The sequence below is a fragment of the Variovorax sp. 350MFTsu5.1 genome (assembly GCF_048302515.1).
Taxonomy (GTDB): domain Bacteria; phylum Pseudomonadota; class Gammaproteobacteria; order Burkholderiales; family Burkholderiaceae_C; genus Variovorax; species Variovorax guangxiensis.
Window position 1 is genome coordinate 5,858,900 of record NZ_CP157620.1, and the last position, 23,913, is coordinate 5,882,812.

At 67.4% G+C, this 23,913-nt stretch carries 5 protein-coding genes; 3 read left to right on the top strand and 2 right to left on the bottom strand.

The genetic code is table 11. The annotated features are described in order from the left end of the window. Nucleotides 1-84 precede the first annotated feature (84 nt). On the top strand, nucleotides 85-18,222 hold the full coding sequence (locus ABL843_RS26720; protein ID WP_418117908.1) for a non-ribosomal peptide synthase/polyketide synthase: 18,138 nt from the start codon (nucleotides 85-87) through the stop codon (nucleotides 18,220-18,222). A gap of 97 nt (nucleotides 18,223-18,319) precedes the next feature. Here ABL843_RS26720 and ABL843_RS26725 read toward each other — a convergent pair whose 3' ends face one another. Continuing rightward, nucleotides 18,320-19,345 carry a LysR family transcriptional regulator gene (locus ABL843_RS26725; RefSeq protein WP_418117909.1) on the bottom strand — a complete coding sequence of 342 codons (1,026 nt, stop codon included), beginning with the start codon at nucleotides 19,343-19,345 and terminating at the stop codon, nucleotides 18,320-18,322. A 498-nt stretch (nucleotides 19,346-19,843) separates the two neighbouring features. Beyond that, on the bottom strand, nucleotides 19,844-21,106 hold the full coding sequence (locus ABL843_RS26730; RefSeq protein ID WP_418117910.1) for a porin: 1,263 nt from the start codon (nucleotides 21,104-21,106) through the stop codon (nucleotides 19,844-19,846). A 573-nt stretch (nucleotides 21,107-21,679) separates the two neighbouring features. On the opposite strand from ABL843_RS26730, the gene hemA reads away from it, so the two are divergent. Together hemA and ABL843_RS26740 are read left to right on the top strand one after the other, a co-directional pair. Further along, nucleotides 21,680-22,966: a glutamyl-tRNA reductase gene (gene hemA / locus ABL843_RS26735; RefSeq protein WP_418117911.1), complete on the top strand. Its 1,287-nt coding sequence runs from the start codon at nucleotides 21,680-21,682 to the stop codon at nucleotides 22,964-22,966. Nucleotides 22,967-23,055: 89 nt separating this feature from the next. After that, a complete protein-coding gene (locus ABL843_RS26740; protein WP_418117912.1) occupies nucleotides 23,056-23,811 on the top strand; it encodes a hypothetical protein in 756 nt (251 codons plus the stop codon). The last annotated feature ends 102 nt before the right edge of the window (nucleotides 23,812-23,913 follow it).

Genomic DNA, 23,913 nt, shown 5'->3' on the forward strand with positions numbered 1-23,913 from the left:
CGACAGACCGAGGACGCCGCTGCGTCGCCAACTCAACGCGCTGCCGTCGAACGACGGCGCAACCCAACACCCTGGCTCAACCCAATGATGATTCCTCTCTCCTTCGCTCAGCAACGACTGTGGTTCCTGCACCGCCTCGACGGCGCGAATGCCACGTACAACCTTCCGTTGGCCCTGCGACTGAAAGGCGAACTCGACGATGCAGCACTGCGGCTCGCCCTCGAGGACCTGGTCGCGCGCCACGAGAGCCTGCGGACCATCTTCCCCGACACCGACGATGAGCCACAGCAGGTCATTCTCCCCGTGGAGAACGCGCATTTCGTTCTGGAACAAGCCCAGGTCTCGGAAACCACGCTCGCCGCGCGGCTCGCCGAGGCAGCCGACCATGCCTTCGAGCTGACGCACGAGATTCCGTTTCGTGCCTCGCTGCTGCGCATTGCCCCCCGCGAGCATGTGTTGTTGCTGCTGTGCCACCACATCGCCAGCGACGGCTGGTCGCTCGCGCCGCTGGTGCGCGATCTGTCTGCCGCCTATTCCGCGCGCTGCCAGGGCAGGCCCCCGGCATGGAAGCCGCTGCCGGTGCAGTACGCCGACTACACCCTCTGGCAGCGCGAGTTGCTGGGCGACGAGGCTGACCCTCAAAGTACCGGCGCGCGCCAGTTGGCCTACTGGAAGAAAACCCTCGCCGACCTGCCCGAGCAACTCGACCTGCCTACCGACCGTCCCCGTCCCGCGGTCTCCAGTCACCGTGGCGAGAGCATTCCCTTCCGGCTCGATGCGCAACTGCATCAGGGCTTGACGGCGCTCGCACGCCAGGGTCAGGCCAGCCTGTTCATGGTGCTTCAAGCGGCATTGGCCACCCTGTTGACCCGCATGGGTGCAGGCACGGACATTCCGCTGGGCTGCCCGATCGCGGGACGCACAGACGAAGCGCTCAACGATCTTGTCGGCTTCTTTCTCAACACCCTCGTGCTACGCACCGATACCTCGGGCAATCCGAGATTCCGCGAGCTGCTCCAGCGCGTGCGGGAGATCAACCTCAGCGCCTACGAGCACCAGGACCTGCCGTTCGAACGCCTGGTGGAGGTGCTCAACCCCGTGCGCTCCATGTCACGCCATCCGTTGTTCCAGGTCACGCTGATCTTCCAGAACAACGCACGGGCCAGCGTCGAGCTTCCGGGGATCGAAACGACCTTCGAGCCCATCGCCATCCGCTCGGCCAAGCTCGACCTGTCCTTCACCCTGTGGGAAGAACGGGATCGACAAGGGGCCTTGGACGGGATCTCGGGCCGCGTGGAGTTTTCAGCGGACCTGTTCGACCGCGCCACGGTGACCTGGATGATCGAGCATCTGAAGTCCGTGCTGCGCGCAGTCGCCGCCCATCCGGACACCCGCCTGTTCCAGATTCCGCTGCCGTCCCCGGCGTCCTCCGACTCGTCCGCGCCGCGTGGCCCCAGGCCGACGCAGCCCTACACGCCGTTCACGCGAGACGACATCGAGCAGTCGCTGACCGCGCGCTTCGAGGCGCAGGTGAGGCGTGACCCCGCTGCCATCGCCATCACGCACGAGGACTCCGTCTGGAGCTACGCCGAACTGGACCGCAAGGCCAACGGGATTGCCCTTGCGTTGCGCCAAAGCCTGGGCGACGGCCCCGGCCGCGTGATGCTGCTGTTCGGGCATGGCGCGGAAATGATTGCCGCCATGCTCGGGGTCCTGAAGGCCGGCAAGACCTATGTGCCGCTGGATCCTCTGCATCCAGTGGAACGGCTTCGCTTCATGTTGGCGGATTCGGAAGGCGAGGCGCTGGTCTGCGAATCCGGTCTGGCAACGCTCGCAAGCAGCATCGGGGCCGAACGGCAAGTGCCCGTTCTCGATCCCTCGACCATCGCCCCGGCCGAGCGCTGCGAGGTGCATCGCGATCCCCGCACGCCCACCTACATCCTCTACACCTCGGGCACGACCGGGCAGCCCAAGGGGGTGGTGCAGATCGATCGCAACGTTCTGCACTTCATGGCCGTCTACACGAATGCGCTTCACCTGAGCGCGGCCGACAAATTGACGTTGTTCAGCTCCTATGGCTTCGATGCGTCGGTGATGGACATCTACGGGGCACTGCTGAACGGCGCCTCGCTGCACATCCTCGATCTGCGGGAAACAGGCTTCACCAGGATCCGCGAGTGGATCCAACGGCATCAGATCACGGTCTGGCATTCGACGCCGACCGTGTTCCGCTTTGGGACCATGGGGCTGCAGGGACAGAAGGTCTCCGCGACGAGGCTGGTGGTCCTGGGCGGCGAGGAGGCCACACCGACCGACCTCGATCTGCTGCGGAAGAATTTCGGGCCGCACTGCCTGCTTGTCAATGGCCTGGGGCCGACCGAATCGACGGTGACGGTGCAGTTTTTCGCCGACGCGCAGACCGACTCGAACGGCATGCGCCTGCCGATCGGGCATCCCGTCGAATCGACCCAGATCGCGCTGCTCGATCCGGATGGACAGCCGACCGATGTGTTCGGCGAGCTGGCCATCTGCAGCGATTTCATCGCACTCGGTTATCTCAACCGCCCCGGCCTGAGCGCCGAGCGCTTCGTGGCCAACCCCCACGGCCCCGCGGGCAGCCGCATGTACCGCACCGGCGACCTCGCACGATGGCGCTCCGACGGCGTGCTCGACTTCCTCGGACGCGCCGACCAGCAGCTCAAGATCCGCGGCTTCCGCATCGAGCCCGGCGAGATCGAGGCCGCGCTCACCCGACTGCCCCACATCGCACAGGCCGCCGTCATCGCCCGCGAGGACTCCCCCGGCCACAAGCAGCTCGTGGGCTATGTGGTGGCCGAGTCCGCAGGCTCGACCGTCGACACTGCCGCCCTGCGCCGCAGCCTGTCGGAGTCCCTGCCGGACTACATGGTCCCCGCGGCCATCGTGGTCCTGCCCGCTCTGCCGCTCACCCCCAACGGCAAGCTCGACCGCAAGGCCCTGCCAGCACCGGACTTCACCCCCCACAGCATCCGCGCCCCGCGCACCCCCCAGGAGGAGATCCTCGCGGCACTCTTCGCCGAGATCCTCCACCTCCCGCAGGTCGGCATCGACGACAACTTCTTCGACCTCGGCGGCCACTCCCTGCTGGCGACCAAGCTCATCAGCCGCACCCGCTCCGCACTGGGCGTGGAGCTGGCCATCCGCACGCTGTTCGAGGCCCCCACCGTCGCGCAGCTTGCCCAGCGCCTGGGCGAGGACTCCACCGCCGCACGCACGCCCCTGCGCGCCCTGCCCAGGCCCGCGCAGCTGCCGCTGTCCTTCGCGCAACAGCGCCTGTGGTTCCTGCACCGCCTGGACGGCCCCAGCGCCACCTACAACATCCCCCTCGCACTGCGCCTGGGCGGCCCCCTCGATGCCGAGGCCATGGCGCAAGCCCTGTGCGACATCGCCGCGCGCCACGAGAGCCTGCGCACCGTGTTCCCCGACACGGACGACGTGGCCCAGCAGGTGGTCCTTCCACCGGAGGCCGCACGGCCTGTCCTGCAAGTGCTCGATGCGTCCGAGGCCACGCTGGCCGAGCAGCTCTCGCAGGCCGCCGGCCACGGCTTCGAACTTGCCCACGAGCTGCCGCTGCGCGCGTGGCTGTTCCGCCTCAACCCCCAGCAGCATGTCCTGCTGCTGCTGTGCCACCACATCGCCAGCGACGGATGGTCGCTCGCACCGCTGGCGCGAGACCTGTCCACCGCCTATGCCGCGCGCTGCCAGGGCAAGGCCCCCGCCTGGACGGCGCTGCCGGTGCAGTACGCCGACTACGCCCTCTGGCAGCGCGAGCTGCTGGGTGACGAGGCCGATGCCGACAGCACCGCAGCGCGCCAGCTGACCTACTGGCAGCAGACCCTGGCCGGACTGCCCGAGCAGCTGGAGCTGCCCACCGACAGGCCCCGCCCCGCCGTCTCCAGCTACCGCGGCCAGAGCATGGCGTTCACGATCCCCGCCGAGGTGCACCAAGGCCTGCTCGCCCTCGCCAGGGAAGGACAGGCCAGCCTGTTCATGGTGCTGCAGGCGGCGCTGGCCACGCTGTTCACCCGCATGGGAGCAGGCACCGACATCGCCCTGGGCAGTCCCATCGCCGGTCGCACCGACGAGGCCCTGGACGATCTGGTGGGCTTCTTCGTCAACACGCTCGTGCTGCGCACCGACACCTCGGGCAATCCCAGCTTCCGCGAGTTGCTCGCGCGCGTGCGCAACACCGACTTGGCCGCCTATGCGCACCAGGACCTGCCCTTCGAGCGGCTGGTGGAGGTGCTCAATCCCACGCGCTCGATGATGCGCCATCCGCTGTTCCAGGTGGCCCTGGTGCTGCAGAACAACGCCCGCGCCAGCTTCGAGCTGCCGGGACTGGTGGCCACGGGCGAGCCGGTGCGCAACCACACGGCCAAGTTCGACCTGTCCTTCGCCCTGTGGGAGCAGCGCGACAGGACCGGGCAGGCGCAGGGCATCGCCGCCCGGGTGGAGTTCGCCACCGACCTGTTCGAGCTGGCCACGGTGGAGCAGCTCGTGGCCCGCCTGCAGCGCGTGCTCGAAGCCATCGCCGCCGACCCCGCGCAGCCCATCGGACGCATCGAGATCCTCGCGCCCGAGGAGCGACAGCAGATCCTCAGCGGCTGGAACGACACCGCCCACCCCGTGGCCGAGGCCACCCTGCCCGCCCTCTTCGAGCAGCAGGCCGCGCGCACCCCGGAGGCCATCGCCCTCGTCTTCGAGGACCAGCGCCTGAGCTACGCCGAACTCAACGCGCGCGCCAACCAGATCGCCCACCACCTCATCGCTCAGGGCGTGGGACCCGAGCGCTTCGTCGCGCTCGCACTGCCCCGTTCGATCGAGCTCGTCGTCGGCCTGCTGGCCATCCTCAAGACCGGCGCAGCCTACCTGCCCCTGGACGTGGACTACCCCAGGGACCGCCTGGCCTTCATGCTCCAGGACGCAGCCCCCGCCTGCATGCTCAGCGACTCGGCGACCGCGCGGCTCCTGCCCGAGGGCGTATCCACCGTGCTGATGGATGCCCCAGACGTGCGCGAAGCCATCTCCTCCCGCTCCCGCGCCAACCCCACCGACTCCGAGCGCACGCGCCCCCTCACCCCCGCCAACCCCGCCTACGTCATCTACACCTCCGGGTCCACCGGCAAACCCAAGGGCGTCATCGTCTCTCATGCGGGCGTTCCGAGTCTCAGCGCCAGCCAGATCGAGCACTTGATCATCGGGTCCGGTTCGCGCATCCTGCAGTTTGCATCACTGAGCTTTGATGCTGCCTTCTGGGAAGTGGCTCAAGCGCTTCTCTCCGGTGCAACGCTCGTCCTGGCTCAAGCTAATGACCTGCTGCCCGGGGAGGCTCTTGCGTCCACCGTGACCAGGCATCGCATCACCCATCTGACCCTTCCGCCGATCGCATTAGCCGTGCAGGAGTCCACACCCCTGCCAAGAGGTGTCGATCTGGTCGTGGCCGGGGAAGCCTCTACAGCTCAGTTGGTGGAATGCTGGTCTGAACAACGGCGACTGATCAACGCTTATGGCCCCACCGAATCGACGGTGTGTGCAACCATGAGTGCCACGCTGTCCGGCCAAGCATCTCCACCGATCGGCCGCCCGATCTGGAACACGCAGGTGTACGTGCTCGATGCGGCCCTGCAGCCCGTGCCCGCGGGCGTACCCGGCGAGCTCTACATCGCAGGCGCAGGCCTGGCTCGCGGCTACCTCAACCGCCCCGGCCTGAGCGCCGAGCGCTTCGTGGCCAACCCCCACGGCCCCGCGGGCAGCCGCATGTACCGCACCGGCGACCTCGCACGATGGCGCTCCGACGGCGTGCTCGACTTCCTCGGACGCGCCGACCAGCAGCTCAAGATCCGCGGCTTCCGCATCGAGCCCGGCGAGATCGAGGCCGCGCTCACCCGACTGCCCCACATCGCACAGGCCGCCGTCATCGCCCGCGAGGACTCCCCCGGCCACAAGCAGCTCGTGGGCTATGTGGTGGCCGAGTCCGCAGGCTCGACCGTCGACACTGCCGCCCTGCGCCGCAGCCTGTCGGAGTCCCTGCCGGACTACATGGTCCCCGCGGCCATCGTGGTCCTGCCCGCTCTGCCGCTCACCCCCAACGGCAAGCTCGACCGCAAGGCCCTGCCAGCACCGGACTTCACCCCCCACAGCATCCGCGCCCCGCGCACCCCCCAGGAGGAGATCCTCGCGGCACTCTTCGCCGAGATCCTCCACCTCCCGCAGGTCGGCATCGACGACAACTTCTTCGACCTCGGCGGCCACTCCCTGCTGGCGACCAAGCTCATCAGCCGCACCCGCTCCGCACTGGGCGTGGAGCTGGCCATCCGCACGCTGTTCGAGGCCCCCACCGTCGCGCAGCTTGCCCAGCGCCTGGGCGAGGACTCCACCGCCGCACGCACGCCCCTGCGCGCCCTGCCCAGGCCCGCGCAGCTGCCGCTGTCCTTCGCGCAACAGCGCCTGTGGTTCCTGCACCGCCTGGACGGCCCCAGCGCCACCTACAACATCCCCCTCGCACTGCGCCTGGGCGGCCCCCTCGATGCCGAGGCCATGGCGCAAGCCCTGTGCGACATCGCCGCGCGCCACGAGAGCCTGCGCACCGTGTTCCCCGACACGGACGACGTGGCCCAGCAGGTGGTCCTTCCACCGGAGGCCGCACGGCCTGTCCTGCAAGTGCTCGATGCGTCCGAGGCCACGCTGGCCGAGCAGCTCTCGCAGGCCGCCGGCCACGGCTTCGAACTTGCCCACGAGCTGCCGCTGCGCGCGTGGCTGTTCCGCCTCAACCCCCAGCAGCATGTCCTGCTGCTGCTGTGCCACCACATCGCCAGCGACGGATGGTCGCTCGCACCGCTGGCGCGAGACCTGTCCACCGCCTATGCCGCGCGCTGCCAGGGCAAGGCCCCCGCCTGGACGGCGCTGCCGGTGCAGTACGCCGACTACGCCCTCTGGCAGCGCGAGCTGCTGGGTGACGAGGCCGATGCCGACAGCACCGCAGCGCGCCAGCTGACCTACTGGCAGCAGACCCTGGCCGGACTGCCCGAGCAGCTGGAGCTGCCCACCGACAGGCCCCGCCCCGCCGTCTCCAGCTACCGCGGCCAGAGCATGGCGTTCACGATCCCCGCCGAGGTGCACCAAGGCCTGCTCGCCCTCGCCAGGGAAGGACAGGCCAGCCTGTTCATGGTGCTGCAGGCGGCGCTGGCCACGCTGTTCACCCGCATGGGAGCAGGCACCGACATCGCCCTGGGCAGTCCCATCGCCGGTCGCACCGACGAGGCCCTGGACGATCTGGTGGGCTTCTTCGTCAACACGCTCGTGCTGCGCACCGACACCTCGGGCAATCCCAGCTTCCGCGAGTTGCTCGCGCGCGTGCGCAACACCGACTTGGCCGCCTATGCGCACCAGGACCTGCCCTTCGAGCGGCTGGTGGAGGTGCTCAATCCCACGCGCTCGATGATGCGCCATCCGCTGTTCCAGGTGGCCCTGGTGCTGCAGAACAACGCCCGCGCCAGCTTCGAGCTGCCGGGACTGGTGGCCACGGGCGAGCCGGTGCGCAACCACACGGCCAAGTTCGACCTGTCCTTCGCCCTGTGGGAGCAGCGCGACAGGACCGGGCAGGCGCAGGGCATCGCCGCCCGGGTGGAGTTCGCCACCGACCTGTTCGAGCTGGCCACGGTGGAGCAGCTCGTGGCCCGCCTGCAGCGCGTGCTCGAAGCCATCGCCGCCGACCCCGCGCAGCCCATCGGACGCATCGAGATCCTCGCGCCCGAGGAGCGACAGCAGATCCTCAGCGGCTGGAACGACACCGCCCACCCCGTGGCCGAGGCCACCCTGCCCGCCCTCTTCGAGCAGCAGGCCGCGCGCACCCCGGAGGCCATCGCCCTCGTCTTCGAGGACCAGCGCCTGAGCTACGCCGAACTCAACGCGCGCGCCAACCAGATCGCCCACCACCTCATCGCTCAGGGCGTGGGACCCGAGCGCTTCGTCGCGCTCGCACTGCCCCGTTCGATCGAGCTCGTCGTCGGCCTGCTGGCCATCCTCAAGACCGGCGCAGCCTACCTGCCCCTGGACGTGGACTACCCCAGGGACCGCCTGGCCTTCATGCTCCAGGACGCAGCCCCCGCCTGCATGCTCAGCGACTCGGCCACCGCGCGGCTCCTGCCCGAGGGCGTATCCACCGTGCTGATGGATGCCCCAGACGTGCGCGAAGCCATCTCCTCCCGCTCCCGCGCCAACCCCACCGACTCCGAGCGCACGCGCCCCCTCACCCCCGCCAACCCCGCCTACGTCATCTACACCTCCGGGTCCACCGGCAAACCCAAGGGCGTGGTCGGTCCTCATGCTGGCGCCATCAACCGGCTGAAATGGATCCACACGGCGTATGCCTATGACGAAAGGAAACCGTCTATCGCCAAAAGCTCCATCGCATTCATCGATGGAACGACTGAGCTTCTTGGCCCCCTGCTGTTCGGCGCGCCTGTTGTGATGGCCAGCGCCCACACAACCAAGACACTTGACGATCTGGTCACGCTGGTCGCGCACCACCGGATCGAACGCATCACGCTCGTTCCAAGTCTGCTCGCTGCCTTGATCGAACAAGGCGATGCCTCGTGTCTGACGGACTGCCGACTCTGGATTGTGAGCGGCGAGGCACTGACCACGGAACTGGCCACTCGCTTCACGACGTTCCTGCCGCACGCGCAGCTCTTGAACTTCTACGGTTCCTCGGAGGCAACGGGAGACAGTGTCTTCGCACCTGTCGGCAAAGACGAAGCACCGATCGGCCGTCCGATCTGGAACACGCAGGTGTACGTGCTCGATGCGGCCCTGCAGCCCGTGCCCGCGGGCGTACCCGGCGAGCTCTACATCGCAGGCGCAGGCCTGGCTCGCGGCTACCTCAACCGCCCCGGCCTGAGCGCCGAGCGCTTCGTGGCCAACCCCCACGGCCCCGCGGGCAGCCGCATGTACCGCACCGGCGACCTCGCACGATGGCGCTCCGACGGCGTGCTCGACTTCCTCGGACGCGCCGACCAGCAGGTCAAGATCCGCGGCTTCCGCATCGAGCCCGGCGAGATCGAGGCCGCGCTCACCCGACTGCCCCACATCGCACAGGCCGCCGTCATCGCCCGCGAGGACTCTCCCGGCCACAAGCAGCTCGTGGGCTATGTGGTGGCCGAGTCCGCGGACTCGACCGTCGACACTGCCGCCCTGCGCCGCAGCCTGTCGGAGTCCCTGCCGGACTACATGGTCCCCGCGGCCATCGTGGTCCTGCCCGCTCTGCCGCTCACCCCCAACGGCAAGCTCGACCGCAAGGCCCTGCCGGCACCGGACTTCACCCCCCACAGCATCCGCGCCCCGCGCACCCCCCAGGAGGAGATCCTCGCGGCACTCTTCGCCGAGATCCTCCACCTCCCGCAGGTCGGCATCGACGACAACTTCTTCGACCTCGGCGGCCACTCCCTGCTGGCGACCAAGCTCATCAGCCGCACCCGCTCCGCACTGGGCGTGGAGCTGGCCATCCGCACGCTGTTCGAGGCCCCCACCGTCGCGCAGCTTGCCCAGCGCCTGGGCGAGGACTCCACCGCCGCACGCACGCCCCTGCGCGCCCTGCCCAGGCCCGCGCAGCTGCCGCTGTCCTTCGCGCAACAGCGCCTGTGGTTCCTGCACCGCCTGGACGGCCCCAGCGCCACCTACAACATCCCCCTCGCACTGCGCCTGGGCGGCCCCCTCGATGCCGAGGCCATGGCGCAAGCCCTGTGCGACATCGCCGCGCGCCACGAGAGCCTGCGCACCGTGTTCCCCGACACGGACGACGTGGCCCAGCAGGTGGTCCTTCCACCGGAGGCCGCACGGCCTGTCCTGCAAGTGCTCGATGCGTCCGAGGCCACGCTGGCCGAGCAGCTCTCGCAGGCCGCCGGCCACGGCTTCGAACTTGCCCACGAGCTGCCGCTGCGCGCGTGGCTGTTCCGCCTCAACCCCCAGCAGCATGTCCTGCTGCTGCTGTGCCACCACATCGCCAGCGACGGATGGTCGCTCGCACCGCTGGCGCGAGACCTGTCCACCGCCTATGCCGCGCGCTGCCAGGGCAAGGCCCCCGCCTGGACGGCGCTGCCGGTGCAGTACGCCGACTACGCCCTCTGGCAGCGCGAGCTGCTGGGTGACGAGGCCGATGCCGACAGCACCGCAGCGCGCCAGCTGACCTACTGGCAGCAGACCCTGGCCGGACTGCCCGAGCAGCTGGAGCTGCCCACCGACAGGCCCCGCCCCGCCGTCTCCAGCTACCGCGGCCAGAGCATGGCGTTCACGATCCCCGCCGAGGTGCACCAAGGCCTGCTCGCCCTCGCCAGGGAAGGACAGGCCAGCCTGTTCATGGTGCTGCAGGCGGCGCTGGCCACGCTGTTCACCCGCATGGGAGCAGGCACCGACATCGCCCTGGGCAGTCCCATCGCCGGTCGCACCGACGAGGCCCTGGACGATCTGGTGGGCTTCTTCGTCAACACGCTCGTGCTGCGCACCGACACCTCGGGCAATCCCAGCTTCCGCGAGTTGCTCGCGCGCGTGCGCAACACCGACTTGGCCGCCTATGCGCACCAGGACCTGCCCTTCGAGCGGCTGGTGGAGGTGCTCAATCCCACGCGCTCGATGATGCGCCATCCGCTGTTCCAGGTGGCCCTGGTGCTGCAGAACAACGCCCGCGCCAGCTTCGAGCTGCCGGGACTGGTGGCCACGGGCGAGCCGGTGCGCAACCACACGGCCAAGTTCGACCTGTCCTTCGCCCTGTGGGAGCAGCGCGACAGGACCGGGCAGGCGCAGGGCATCGCCGCCCGGGTGGAGTTCGCCACCGACCTGTTCGAGCTGGCCACGGTGGAGCAGCTCGTGGCCCGCCTGCAGCGCGTGCTCGAAGCCATCGCCGCCGACCCCGCGCAGCCCATCGGACGCATCGAGATCCTCGCGCCCGAGGAGCGACAGCAGATCCTCAGCGGCTGGAACGACACCACCCACCCCGTGGCCGAGGCCACCCTGCCCGCCCTCTTCGAGCAGCAGGCCGCGCGCACCCCGGAGGCCATCGCCCTCGTCTTCGAGGACCAGCGCCTGAGCTACGCCGAACTCAACGCGCGCGCCAACCAGATCGCCCACCACCTCATCGCTCAGGGCGTGGGACCCGAGCGCTTCGTCGCGCTCGCACTGCCCCGTTCGATCGAGCTCGTCGTCGGCCTGCTGGCCATCCTCAAGACCGGCGCAGCCTACCTGCCCCTGGACGTGGACTACCCCAGGGACCGCCTGGCCTTCATGCTCCAGGACGCAGCCCCCGCCTGCATGCTCAGCGACTCGGCCACCGCGCGGCTCCTGCCCGAGGGCGTACCCACCGTGCTGATGGATGCCCCAGACGTGCGCGAAGCCATCTCCTCCCGCTCCCGCGCCAACCCCACCGACTCCGAACGCACGCGCCCCCTCACCCCCGCCAACCCCGCCTACGTCATCTACACCTCCGGGTCCACTGGCAGGCCCAAGGGGGTGATGGTTTCGCATGCGGGCCTGAACAGCCTTGGCACTTCCATGACGCAGCGTTTTGTCATCGGCCGAAGCGCACGCGTGCTGCAGTTTTCCTCGAGTGGTTTCGACGCTTCGGTGATGGATCTGCTGATGGCTTTTCACGCTGGTGCAACTCTGGTCCTGCCGGAGCCACAACAGCTGCTGGGGATGGAACTGGCCCAACTGCTTAATCAGCAGGCTATAAGCCATGCACTGATTCCTCCAGCCGCGCTGGCGACGCTGCCGGATGGCGAATATCCGCACTTGCAGACCGTGGTTGTAGGCGGCGATGCCTGTTCGGACGAGTTGGCCGCACGCTGGTCGAGGGGACGCCGCATGATCAATGCTTACGGTCCGACCGAAATCACGATCTGTGCCAGCATGAGCGCTCCGATGAATGGGCAAGAGCGCCCCTCCATCGGCCGCCCGATCTGGAACACGCAGGTGTACGTGCTCGATGCGGCCCTGCAGCCCGTGCCCGCGGGCGTACCCGGCGAGCTCTACATCGCAGGCGCAGGCCTGGCTCGCGGCTACCTCAACCGCCCCGGCCTGAGCGCCGAGCGCTTCGTGGCCAACCCCCACGGCCCCGCGGGCAGCCGCATGTACCGCACCGGCGACCTCGCACGATGGCGCTCCGACGGCGTGCTCGACTTCCTCGGACGCGCCGACCAGCAGCTCAAGATCCGCGGCTTCCGCATCGAGCCCGGCGAGATCGAGGCCGCGCTCACCCGACTGCCCCACATCGCACAGGCCGCCGTCATCGCCCGCGAGGACTCCCCCGGCCACAAGCAGCTCGTGGGCTATGTGGTGGCCGAGTCCGCAGGCTCGACCGTCGACACTGCCGCCCTGCGCCGCAGCCTGTCGGAGTCCCTGCCGGACTACATGGTCCCCGCGGCCATCGTGGTCCTGCCCGCTCTGCCGCTCACCCCCAACGGCAAGCTCGACCGCAAGGCCCTGCCAGCACCGGACTTCACCCCCCACAGCATCCGCGCCCCGCGCACCCCCCAGGAGGAGATCCTCGCGGCACTCTTCGCCGAGATCCTCCACCTCCCGCAGGTCGGCATCGACGACAACTTCTTCGACCTCGGCGGCGACAGCATCAGCTCCATCCAGCTCGTCAGCCGCGCGCGCAAGGCCGGACTGCTCATCACGCCGCGCAGCATCTTCCAGCAGCCGAACATTGAAGCGCTGGCCGCGCAGTCCAGTTTCGAAGCATCGGCAGGTCGGCTAAATGCGGTAGGGAATCCAGCAGTTGGCGACTTGCCTCCTACACCGGTCATCCATTGGCTGCGCGAGCGTGGCGGCCCTTTGACGCGATTCAACCAGTCGATGCTGCTGCAGGTCCCTGCGGACATGCAGCAGGACCATCTCGTGATGGCGTTGCAGGCTGTGCTCGACCAGCACGACGCACTGCGCATGCGCCTCGTGCCCGGCTGGCATCTGGAGATTCCCCCAGCGCCATCCTTCGAGGCCAGGGAGTACCTGCGCCGCATCGACACGATCGGCCTGCACGAGGACGGCCTTCGCATGCTCATCGCCGAGGCTTCGCGCGCAGCCGCCTCCCGCCTGGACCCCGAGGCCGGGCGCATGCTGCAGGCCACCTGGTTCGACGCCGGCAGCGCACAGCCCGGGCGCCTGCTGCTGACGATCCACCACCTCGCAGTGGACGGCGTCTCCTGGCGCATCCTCGTGCCCGACCTCGAACTGGCCTGGCTGGCCGCCCAGCGCGGCGAGCGCGCCGGGCTCGGGCCGCGCAGCAGCTCCCTGCGCCACTGGGCGCTGCGCCTGAACGCCGAGGCACTCTCCCCACGCCGGCTCGCCGAGCTGCCGCTGTGGCGCGCCATCGTGGACGCCGCGGACCCGCTGCTGTCGCACCGCGCGCTCGATGCCACCCGCGACACGGTCGCCACCGCCCGGCGCCTGACGCTGAGCCTGCCCACCACGCTCACCTCCGCACTGCTCACGCAGGTGCCCGCGCTCTTCCACGGCCGCATCAACGACGTGCTGCTCACGGCCTTCGCCCTGGCCGTGGCCCAGTGGCGGCGCAAGCGCGGCGGTGAGCACGCACCCGGTGTGGTCTTCGACCTCGAAGGCCACGGCCGCGAGGAGATCTTCGAGGACATCGATCTCTCGCGCACCGTGGGCTGGTTCACCAGCATCTTCCCCGTGCACCTGGACCTGCAGGGCATCGACCTCGATGATGCCCTGCGCGGCGGCGCCCACATGGGCCGTGCGCTCAAGCAGAGCAAGGAGCGGCTGCGCGCCCTGCCCGACAACGGCCTGGGCTTCGGGCTGCTGCGCTACCTCAACCCCGAGACGTCCAAGGTACTCGCGGGGGCCGCACCGCAGATCGGCTTCAACTACCTGGGGCGCTTCGCCGCCCCGCAGGCCCAGGACTGGGCCGCCGCACCGGAGGCCAGCGCCTTGGGTGGCGGCGGGGATGCGGAGGCGCCGCTGGCGCACGCGATCTCGCTGGACGCGCTCACGCGCGACAAGGCCGAGGGTCCCGAACTCCAGGCCTCCTGGGCCTGGGCCGGCGAGCTCTTCAGCGAAGCCGACATCCGCGATCTTGCCCAGGGCTGGTTCGACGCCCTCGCTGCGCTGGTCGCGCACGCCCAGCGCAGCGACGCCGGCGGCTTCACGCCCTCGGATTTCCCTCTCCTGAGCCTGAGCCAGCCGGAGCTCGAGCGCATCGAGCAGCAGCACCCCGCACTCGAAGACATCCTGCCGCTGTCGGCCCTGCAGCAGGGCCTGCTGTTCCACGCCATGTACGACGAGCACGAGGCCGACGCCTACGTCGTGCAGATGGCCTTCGAACTCACCGGCCCCCTGGACGCTGGCGCCCTGCACACCGCCGCCAGCGCGCTGCTGCAGCGCCACGCGCACCTGCGCGCCGCGTTCCTGCACCAGGACCTCTCCGAGCCCGTGCAGATCATCCCGCGCCAGATCACCCTGCCCTGGCAGGAGATTGATCTGAGCGACCTCGCGTCGGACCAGCAAGATGCCGAGCTCGCTCGTTGGCTCAAGGCGGATGCCTCTCGTCCCTTCGAACCGACACAGGCACCGCTGCTGCGCTTCGCGCTCATCCGCCTGTCCGCCCAGCGCGCTCGCTTCGTCTTCACCAGCCACCACATCCTGCTGGACGGCTGGTCCATGCCGATCCTGCTCAAGGAGCTGTTCGCGCTGTACGCCAGCCGCGGCAACCCCGCCAGCCTGCCTGCGGCCACGCCCTACCGCAACTACCTGGCCTGGTTCAAGCAGCAGGACCGCGCCGCCGCCGAGCAAGCCTGGCGCGACGCCCTCGCAGGCCTGCAGGAGCCCACCCGGCTGGTCACCACCCAGGCCTCCACCTCGGGGCGCCAGTCCTCCTTCGCCTTCAGCCTGCCGCAGGCTCTGACCGACGCCCTCACCCGCCAGGCTCGCCAGCACAGCCTCACCCTCAACACCCTCATGCAGGGCGCATGGGGCGCGCTGCTCGCGCGCCTGACCGGGCGCCAGGACGTGGTCTTCGGCATCACGGTCTCCGGACGCCCGCCCGAGCTCGCCGGCGTGGAGGCCATGGTGGGCCTGTTCATCAACACCCTGCCGCTGCGCCTGCAGTTCGAGTCCGACGAGCCTGCCGTGCAGGTCCTCGCACGGCTGCAGGACCAGCAGTCCTCGCTCATCGCGCACCAGCACCTGGGCCTGTCGGACATCCAGCGCATCAGCGGCTTCAGCACGCTGTTCGATACGCTGTTCGTCTTCGAGAACTACCCCGTGGACCCCAGGGGGCGCCAGCCTTCCTACAACGGCCTGGAGATCGCGCGTGCCGGGGGCAGCGGGGGCGACACCACCCACTACCCGCTGAGCATCGCGGTCGTCCCCGGTGCGCAGCTGCAACTGCGCGTGGGCTACCGCCCCGACCTGTTCGCGCGCGACGCGGTCGACCAGCTGGTGGGGCGCCTGCAGCGCGTGCTCGAAGCCATCGCCGCCGACCCCGCGCAGCCCATCGGACGCATCGAGATCCTCGCGCCCGAGGAGCGACAGCAGATCCTCAGCGGCTGGAACGACACCGCCCACCCCGTGGCCGAGGCCACCCTGCCCGCCCTCTTCGAGCAGCAGGCCGCGCGCACCCCGGAGGCCATCGCCCTCGTCTTCGAGGACCAGCGCCTGAGCTACGCCGAACTCAACGCGCGCGCCAACCAGATCGCCCACCACCTCATCGCTCAGGGCGTGGGACCCGAGCGCTTCGTCGCGCTCGCACTGCCCCGTTCGATCGAGCTCGTCGTCGGCCTGCTGGCCATCCTCAAGACCGGCGCAGCCTACCTGCCCCTGGACGTGGACTACCCCAGGGACCGCCTGGCCTTCATGCTCCAGGACGCAGCCCCCGCCTGCATGCTCAGCGACTCGGCCACCGCGCGGCTCCTGCCCGAGGGCGTACCCACCGTGCTGATGGATGCCCCAGACGTGCGCGAAGCCATCTCCTCCCGCTCCCGCGCCAACCCCACCGACTCCGAGCGCACGCGCCCCCTCACCCCCGCCAACCCCGCCTACGTCATCTACACCTCCGGGTCCACCGGCAGGCCCAAGGGCGTGGTCATCCCCCAGCAGAACGTCGTGCGGCTGCTGGGTGCCACCGAGCACTGGTATCGCTTCGGACCGGACGACGTCTGGACCATGTTCCACTCCCATGCCTTCGACTTCTCGGTCTGGGAGCTGTGGGGGCCCCTGCTTCGCGGTGGCCGCCTGGTCGTCATCCCCAACCTGCTGAGCCGCTCGCCCTCGGAGTTCCTGGCCCTGCTCGTGCGCGAGAAGGTCACGGTCCTGAACCAGACGCCCTCGGCCTTCTACCAGCTCATGCAGGCCGACCAGGAGCAGCCGCAACTGCGCGCGGGCCTGGCGCTGCGCTGCGTGATCTTCGGTGGCGAGGCCCTGGAGCTGCGCCGCCTGCAGGATTGGTACGACCGCCATGCGGACAACGCCCCGGTGCTGGTCAACATGTACGGCATCACCGAGACGACGGTGCATGTCAGCTACATCGCGCTGGACCGCCACATCGCCTCGGCCGAGGCCAACAGCCTGATCGGGCGTGGCATCCCGGACTTGCAGGTGTACGTGCTCGATGCAGCCCTGCAGCCCGTGCCCGCGGGCGTGCCCGGCGAGCTCTACGTCGCCGGCGCGGGCCTGGCTCGCGGCTACCTCAACCGCCCCGGCCTGAGCGCCGAGCGCTTCGTCGCCAACCCCCACGGCCCCGCGGGCAGCCGCATGTACCGCACCGGCGACCTCGCACGATGGCGCTCCGACGGCGTGCTCGACTTCCTCGGACGCGCCGACCAGCAGGTCAAGATCCGCGGCTTCCGCATCGAGCCCGGCGAGATCGAGGCCGCGCTCACCCGACTGCCCCACATCGCACAGGCCGCCGTCATCGCCCGCGAGGACTCTCCCGGCCACAAGCAGCTCGTGGGCTATGTGGTGGCCGAGACCACCGGCTCGGCCTCGGACGCTGCCCTGGACACCCAGGCCCTGCGCCGCAGCCTGTCCGATACCCTACCCGAGCACATGGTCCCCGCGGCCATCGTGGTCCTGCCCGCTCTGCCGCTCACCCCCAACGGCAAGCTCGACCGCAAGGCCCTGCCGGCACCGGACTTCACCCCCCACAGCATCCGCGCCCCGCGCACCCCCCAGGAGGAGATCCTCGCGGCACTCTTCGCCGAGATCCTCCGCCTCCCGCAGGTCGGCATCGACGACAACTTCTTCGACCTCGGCGGCCACTCCCTGCTGGCGACCAAGCTCATCAACCGCACCCGCTCCGCACTGGGCGTGGAGCTGGCCATCCGCACGCTGTTCGAGGCGCCCACCGTCGCGCAACTCAACGAGCGGATCAATGCCAAGAACCAGAACGACTCGTTCGAGACGCTGATCCCGATCCGAGCCACGGGAGATACGACACCGTTGTTCTGCATCCACCCGGGGGGCGGATTGAGCTGGGGCTATGGGTCGCTCATCAAATACCTTGGCAACAATCGTCCCGTCTATGGCCTGCAGGCCCGAGGGTATGCCGACCTCGCGCTCATGCCGGATTCGATCGAAGCGATGGCGGCGGACTACCTGGAAGAGATCAGGAAGATTCAGCCTTCAGGCCCCTACAACCTCCTCGGCTGGTCATTCGGCGGGTATGTCGCCGTTGAAATAGCACGCCTCGCCACTTCCCAAAGCGGGCAGGACAACCAGGTTGTCCTTCTTGATACCTATCCACCGCATGTGAACATTTTCAAGGCGCCGATTCAGCAGCCCGACCTCGAACGACTCGACTTCCCTGTCGAGCGAAAAACTGCCTATCTCCAGCAGGAGAGAATATGGAAGGGCATCACCTTCAACACGGAAAAATCCATTCTTTCGAGCCTCAGCAAGAACCACATCGAAAGAATGAACCGAGTGACCAAACACAACGTGTCACTTCTCAAAGACTACAAGCCCGAGAAGATCTCTGGCAACCTGCTGCTGTTCGTCGCCACTGAAACACCTCGCCTTCCCTCCCCCGAGGTCTGGCTCCCCTATGTGACAGGCCAGGTCAATGTGTATGAAATCGCATGCCACCATGGCGCGATGACAGACCCCGAACCGATGTCCGAAATCGGCAAGGTTCTGACCTCAAAGCTGCAGGGAGCATTGCAGAGTACGTCTTAGCCAGATGGGTGTTGCTGCACGCCATGGCAGCATCACCCATCCCGGCAAAGACTCAGATATAAAGGGGGTCTTCGTTTGGGGAAACCCCAAGCTGGACTCAGCTCGGCGCCGGCGTATCGTCAGGCGGGTCCATGGCGTCAGCCTGCGATGAAGCCTGGATGTCGCGGATCTGCTCCTCGTCTGCTGCAGACTCAGCAACTGAGCTCAGGCTCGCCCTGAGCAATTCGGTGAAAGCCCTGACCACCGGCGCTGCGCTTCGCTTACTCGGATAGAAGACATTCAGATCCAGGGAGCGAACTTCCAAGTCCTTGAGCAAGTGCACAAGTTCCCCCCGGCGAACCTGGTCCCTGCACATGTGCTCAGGGAGACAGACAATGCCCAGCCCCTGAAGGGACAGATGGCGCGCGCCGGCGAGGCTGTCGATATTGAGCCGCGGACGCACATCCTTGAAGACCTCGAGCTCGAACAGATTGCCCAGTCCAGGCGCGAAATGAGTCTCCCGATCATTGGTCGCAATGATGTCGTGCACGCCCAGATCGTCCAGAGACTGAACAGCACCGCGGCGCTCCAGATAGGCGGGGGATGCGCAGAGCCAGCGAGCCAATGAGACGAAGCGGGAAGATCCCGGCGGGTGCGTAGGTCCACTGGAAATCGCGACATCCACGTTCTCCGAGCGAAGCTCGGCTTTCTGCATCGTGGAGCGAAGAACGACGTTGACCCCTTCATACCGTTCAAGGAATCGCGGCAGCACCGACTGCTGCAACTGCTCCTCCAGGCCTGCATCCGCTGCAATGCAGACCGTCAACTGCCCCTGGGGAGCCAGCCCTAAATCGCCGACATAGCCAATGGACTCGCCGATGCGCTTCATGATATCGACGCCCCGGTCCTTAAGCACATTCCCGGCGCGAGTGAGCTTGACCTTGCGCGTCGTCCGATTGAGCAGCGCGGTGCCCATCAGAGTCTCCAGTCGCACGATGCTGCGGCTGACGCTCGATTTGCTGATGCCCAGTTCGTCCGCAGCGGCGGAGAAACTGTAGAGCACCGCGACGTAGGTAAATATCCGAAGATCATTCAGATCAAGCAAATCCACCTTGTTCTGCGTTGTCGCTTCACCGTCTTGCATTCTGTGCAGTGGGGCTGAGAGTGTTGTTTTAGACAGATCGCCCGATTGCAGACGACCCAGATGCTTAAATGCAGACATGGTCAGGCACCACGAGCCTGCGTCTACAAGTCACCGCGCAAGTGTGCCCTACTTCAGTTGCCGCACCTGACACATTCCACTTGCCTCCAAATCCTCTGGCATTTTCCAAGCCGAGGACTCGGAAAAAAGCTCTCGCCCTGAATGCCATGCCGTGCAATGCTCGCTGGCTTTGCCGGTCAACAGACACCACGGACCACGTCACCAGCGCCGGAGTGAAAGCCGAAGATCGAGATAACGATCACAGCACCAGTTGCCATCCAAGGTCCACACTTGGCATCAACGTCAGCAAGCCTTGATAACGAAAATGCAAGGCAGTTTTCTTCCCTTTCCTTTGAACATGCCAGGAAAGCAAAAAAGCCACCCGACTTGCGTCGGGTGGCTTTGACTTTTTAACCGAAGCCGGCTTGCGCCAGCGTCAGATTAGAAAGCGTGACGGATACCGAAGTCGTAGCCGGTGGAGCTCTTCGGGGTGAAGCCGCCGGTGGTGATGAAGGCGGGGCCGCCAACGGTCAGAGCAGCACCGTTCTTGTTGCTCACGCGAGCGATCGTTGCGTACAGAGCCGTGCGCTTCGACAGGTTGTGAACGTAGCCCAGAGCCAGCTTGTTAGCCTTCGGGTCGTTGTTGTTGGCCGGGTTGAAGAAGTCGAACGGCAGGTTGCGGTCGTACTTGACGTGCGAGTACGAAGCGCGGATCAGGCCAGCGCCAACCGGCACGGTCACGCCGAGCAGGTAGCCGGTCAGATCGATGTCAGGACGGCCGCCCAGGAGAGGCGTCACTTCGTAGTCGATCTTGTTCTTTGCCTTCGACACTTCACCGAACAGCTTCACGGGACCGAAGTCATACGAAGCGCCCAGGTTCAGGGTGTTGACCTTGTTGGTCGTACCGACATAGTACTGGTCGCCCACCGTGCTGCTGCCGTAAGCGATGGCAACGTCCAGAGGACCGTTGGCATAGCCGAAGCGACCGCCGATGTAACGGCCTTGACGCGTGGTGTTGTCACCGCCAGGCGTAGCCAGACCCGGGCTGTACTTGTTCTTCTCAGACAGGGCGTACTGGAACTGGCCATAGAAACCGCCCAGGTTCGGGGGCAGGAAGTAGCCGATGCTGTTGCTTGCGCGAACGTAGTTGCTCGTGCTCACGTTGGGCACACCGGGAACAGCCGTAGGAGCGGTGCCGTTGAAGGCGCCGAAGCTGTTGTTGGCCGTGTTGATCAGGTTGGTACCAACGCCGTTGGTGCCGAACGGGTCGAACACGGTGTCGTTCCAGAACGTCGGGGTGTAGTCACGACCCAGGCGCAGTTCACCGAAACCACCCGACAGGCTCACGGTCGAACGACGTGCGAACGTCGAGATACCGGTTTGGCCGTCGTCATTGCTGATCGGGGCTTCGAGCCAGAAGCTGGCTGCCAGGCCACCGCCCAGGTCTTCCGTACCACGGAAGCCAATGCGGCTGGAGTTGTAGCCCGAGTTAGCCAGCTGACGGCTGCTGACCTTGACCGAACCTTGGTTCAGGTAAACAGGAATACCGAAAGCGTTGGGGAACACCGTCGGGCGCAGGTCGCGCGAGGTGCTCGAATAGCCGCTGATCGACGCGTCGACCACACCGAACAGCGTGACGGACGACTGAGCCGAGGCAACACCAGCGACAGCCAGCGCAGCCAGAGCAACCAGAGATTTTTTCATTGCAAGTTTCTCCAAGGTTAAACATAGGGCTCCGGTGCGAAGGGCTCACCGTGACTGGCACTTTTGTGCTCCCACCGGACCCCGGGCCAACCTCCTTTTGGGAAGTTGATGCTATTGCACCAGAGCCGATGCGCTAGGGCAAAACAATTCGCCCGAAAACAGGGGCGAAGGTCCGTTCCGTTGTGCTGAAACTACAACCCGATCCCAGCCGATCCGCACGCAGCCATCGCTCAAAAGGCATCAATTCCGCATTATGAGATGGAGGTGAACGCAACATTCGATGTTCGCGGAAGCTCAAAGCGGGTGGCCTTTCGCGCACTCTTTTGGAGCAACATCGCTCTGAGTCCACCCTGCCAAGGCTTCCGATCGGTAGCCCTGTTGTCTGATTGAAGCGGTGCGCCAACCAAACGTCCCGCAAACGGCGCGCACGTGTCCCCTGGCATCGGGGCCAGGTGGACACCCGGGTTTCCACTACATATAGTCACGGTCCATCGGGTGCGAGGGACATTGATTGCGACAGGCTGTGCACAGGGCGCAGCGCCTCGCGTTGCCGATTTGCGCAGTCACATACACATGACCGTCTGGGCCCTCGGCTTGAACCATACGACCGCGCCGCTCGATCTGCGCGGTCGTTTCGCGTTCGCGCTCGACCAGATCGCCCCCACGCTGCAGAGCCTGCGCAGTTCATTCGCCTCCGGCCGCCATCCCCAGGTCGAGGCCGCGATCATCTCCACCTGCAACCGCACCGAGATCTACTGCGCCTCGGAACACGCCGCGCTCGACCACACCTTCGGCTGGCTCGCCCAGAGCGGCGGCGTCGCCCCCGCCCTGCTGCGCTCGCACGCCTACACCCTGCACGACGGCGAAGCCGCCCGCCATGCCTTCCGCGTGGCCAGCGGGCTCGACTCGATGGTGCTGGGCGAGGCCCAGATCCTCGGCCAGATGAAAGACGCCGTGCGCGCCGCCGAGACGGCCGGCGCCCTCGGCAGCACGCTGAACCAGCTGTTCCAGCGCTCCTTCGCGGTGGCCAAGGAAGTGCGCACCGCCACCGAGATCGGCGCCCATTCCATCAGCATGGCCGCCGCCGCGGTGCGGCTGGCCGGCCAGCTCTTCGAGGACCTGCGCAAGACGCGCGTGCTCTTCGTCGGCGCGGGCGAGATGATCGACCTCGCGGCCACGCACTTCGCGGCCAAGGAGCCGAAGGCCATCGCCATCGCCAACCGCACGCTGGAGCGCGGCGAGAAGCTGGCCTCGCGCTTCGGCGGCGAGGCGATGCGCCTTGCCGACCTGCCCTCGCGGCTGGCCGAATTCGACATCATCGTGAGCTGCACCGCCAGCACGCTGCCGATCATCGGCCTGGGCGCCGTCGAGCGCGCGCTCAAGGCGCGCAAGCACCGCCCGATGTTCATGGTCGATCTGGCCGTGCCGCGCGACATCGAGCCCGAGGTGAAGGCGCTCGAAGACATCTATCTCTACACCGTCGACGACCTCGCACAGGTCGTGCAGCAGGGTCAGGCCAACCGCCAGGCCGCCGTGGCGCAGGCCGAGGTAATCATCGACGCCGGCGTGCAGAGCTTCATGCACTGGCTGGGCCAGCGCGGCACGGTGCCGCTGATCCAGCAGCTCAACGCGCAGGCCGACGAGTGGCGCGCCGCCGAGATGGCGCGTGCGCGCAAGCTACTGGCCAAGGGCGAATCGGTCGAGGCCGTGCTCGAGGCCATGTCGCGCGGCCTCACCCAGAAGATGATGCACGGCGCGATGGCCGAGCTGCACGCGGGCGACGCCGCCTCGCGCGAGCAGACGGCCCAGACGATCTCGCGCCTGTTCCTGCGCAAAGAGCGCAGCGGCACCGGCCATTGAACGGTGGCGCTCCCATAGCCCGGATAGTGCGAAATGCCTCTCTCAGGCCCGCCCCTTGGCGAACCGGTCTACGCCATCTACATTGCGTCATGCACCTGCTCAGCCTCCTCGCCCCATCAGTGCCCCGATTCATCTTGAGCGCCGCGCTTGCTGCCTCGATCAACACCGCAGGTGCCGCGGATCCAACCTTCGTCGAAAAGTCGCTGGGGGCGCAGACGGTGCGGCTACCCGTACTGGCAGCGTTCCCTGCGGCTTGCGAGGAAATTCGGCCGCTCGCCGAGCGCGCGGCGTCCCTGGCTCCCAGAAGCTCAAACTTCGTCACTTGCTTCGTGCCGGCGGACAAGTTGGTCTTGATTCGACAGGGGAGGGTCGCTGACCTTTATCCGTACATCACCGTGAGCGTCGATCCGGCCCATCCGAGCGGTCCCTTCACGGCGCAGGAGTTCGAGCAACTGCGCCGGGCGACCCATGCCAGGCTGGGTGATCTCCGAGCGGAATCAGGTGACGCGCAAAAGGAGTTGCAAGCCCAGGACTCGAGCATTGCCGCGCGCGGCGGCGACCTCAAGCGCGAAAACTACCGCCAGCAGTTGTCCGGATTCTTCGATGTCCCGACCAGGCTCGAGAGCTTTTCGTTCCTCGTGAATCGATCCGCCAAAGTCTCGGAGGCCGGAGCCAGCACCCCGCTGTGCGAAGTCAACGCCGTCAGCACCATCCTGTATTCGGGACGGCTCTTGCGCGTCCTGGTGATCGATGACTGCGGCGGCACCACACCAGGAGGGCGTGCCAGGGATGTCACGGCAGCGTGGCTGACGGCGCTCTCGCGCCTGAATTCCGATCGCAATTGATCAGGACCTTGATCGGAGCTTCAGACACGCCGCGAAACGCATCGATAGGCGTACGACGCGGATCATCGCGAGGACAGCGTGAGCACGTGAGGCGGACCGCTT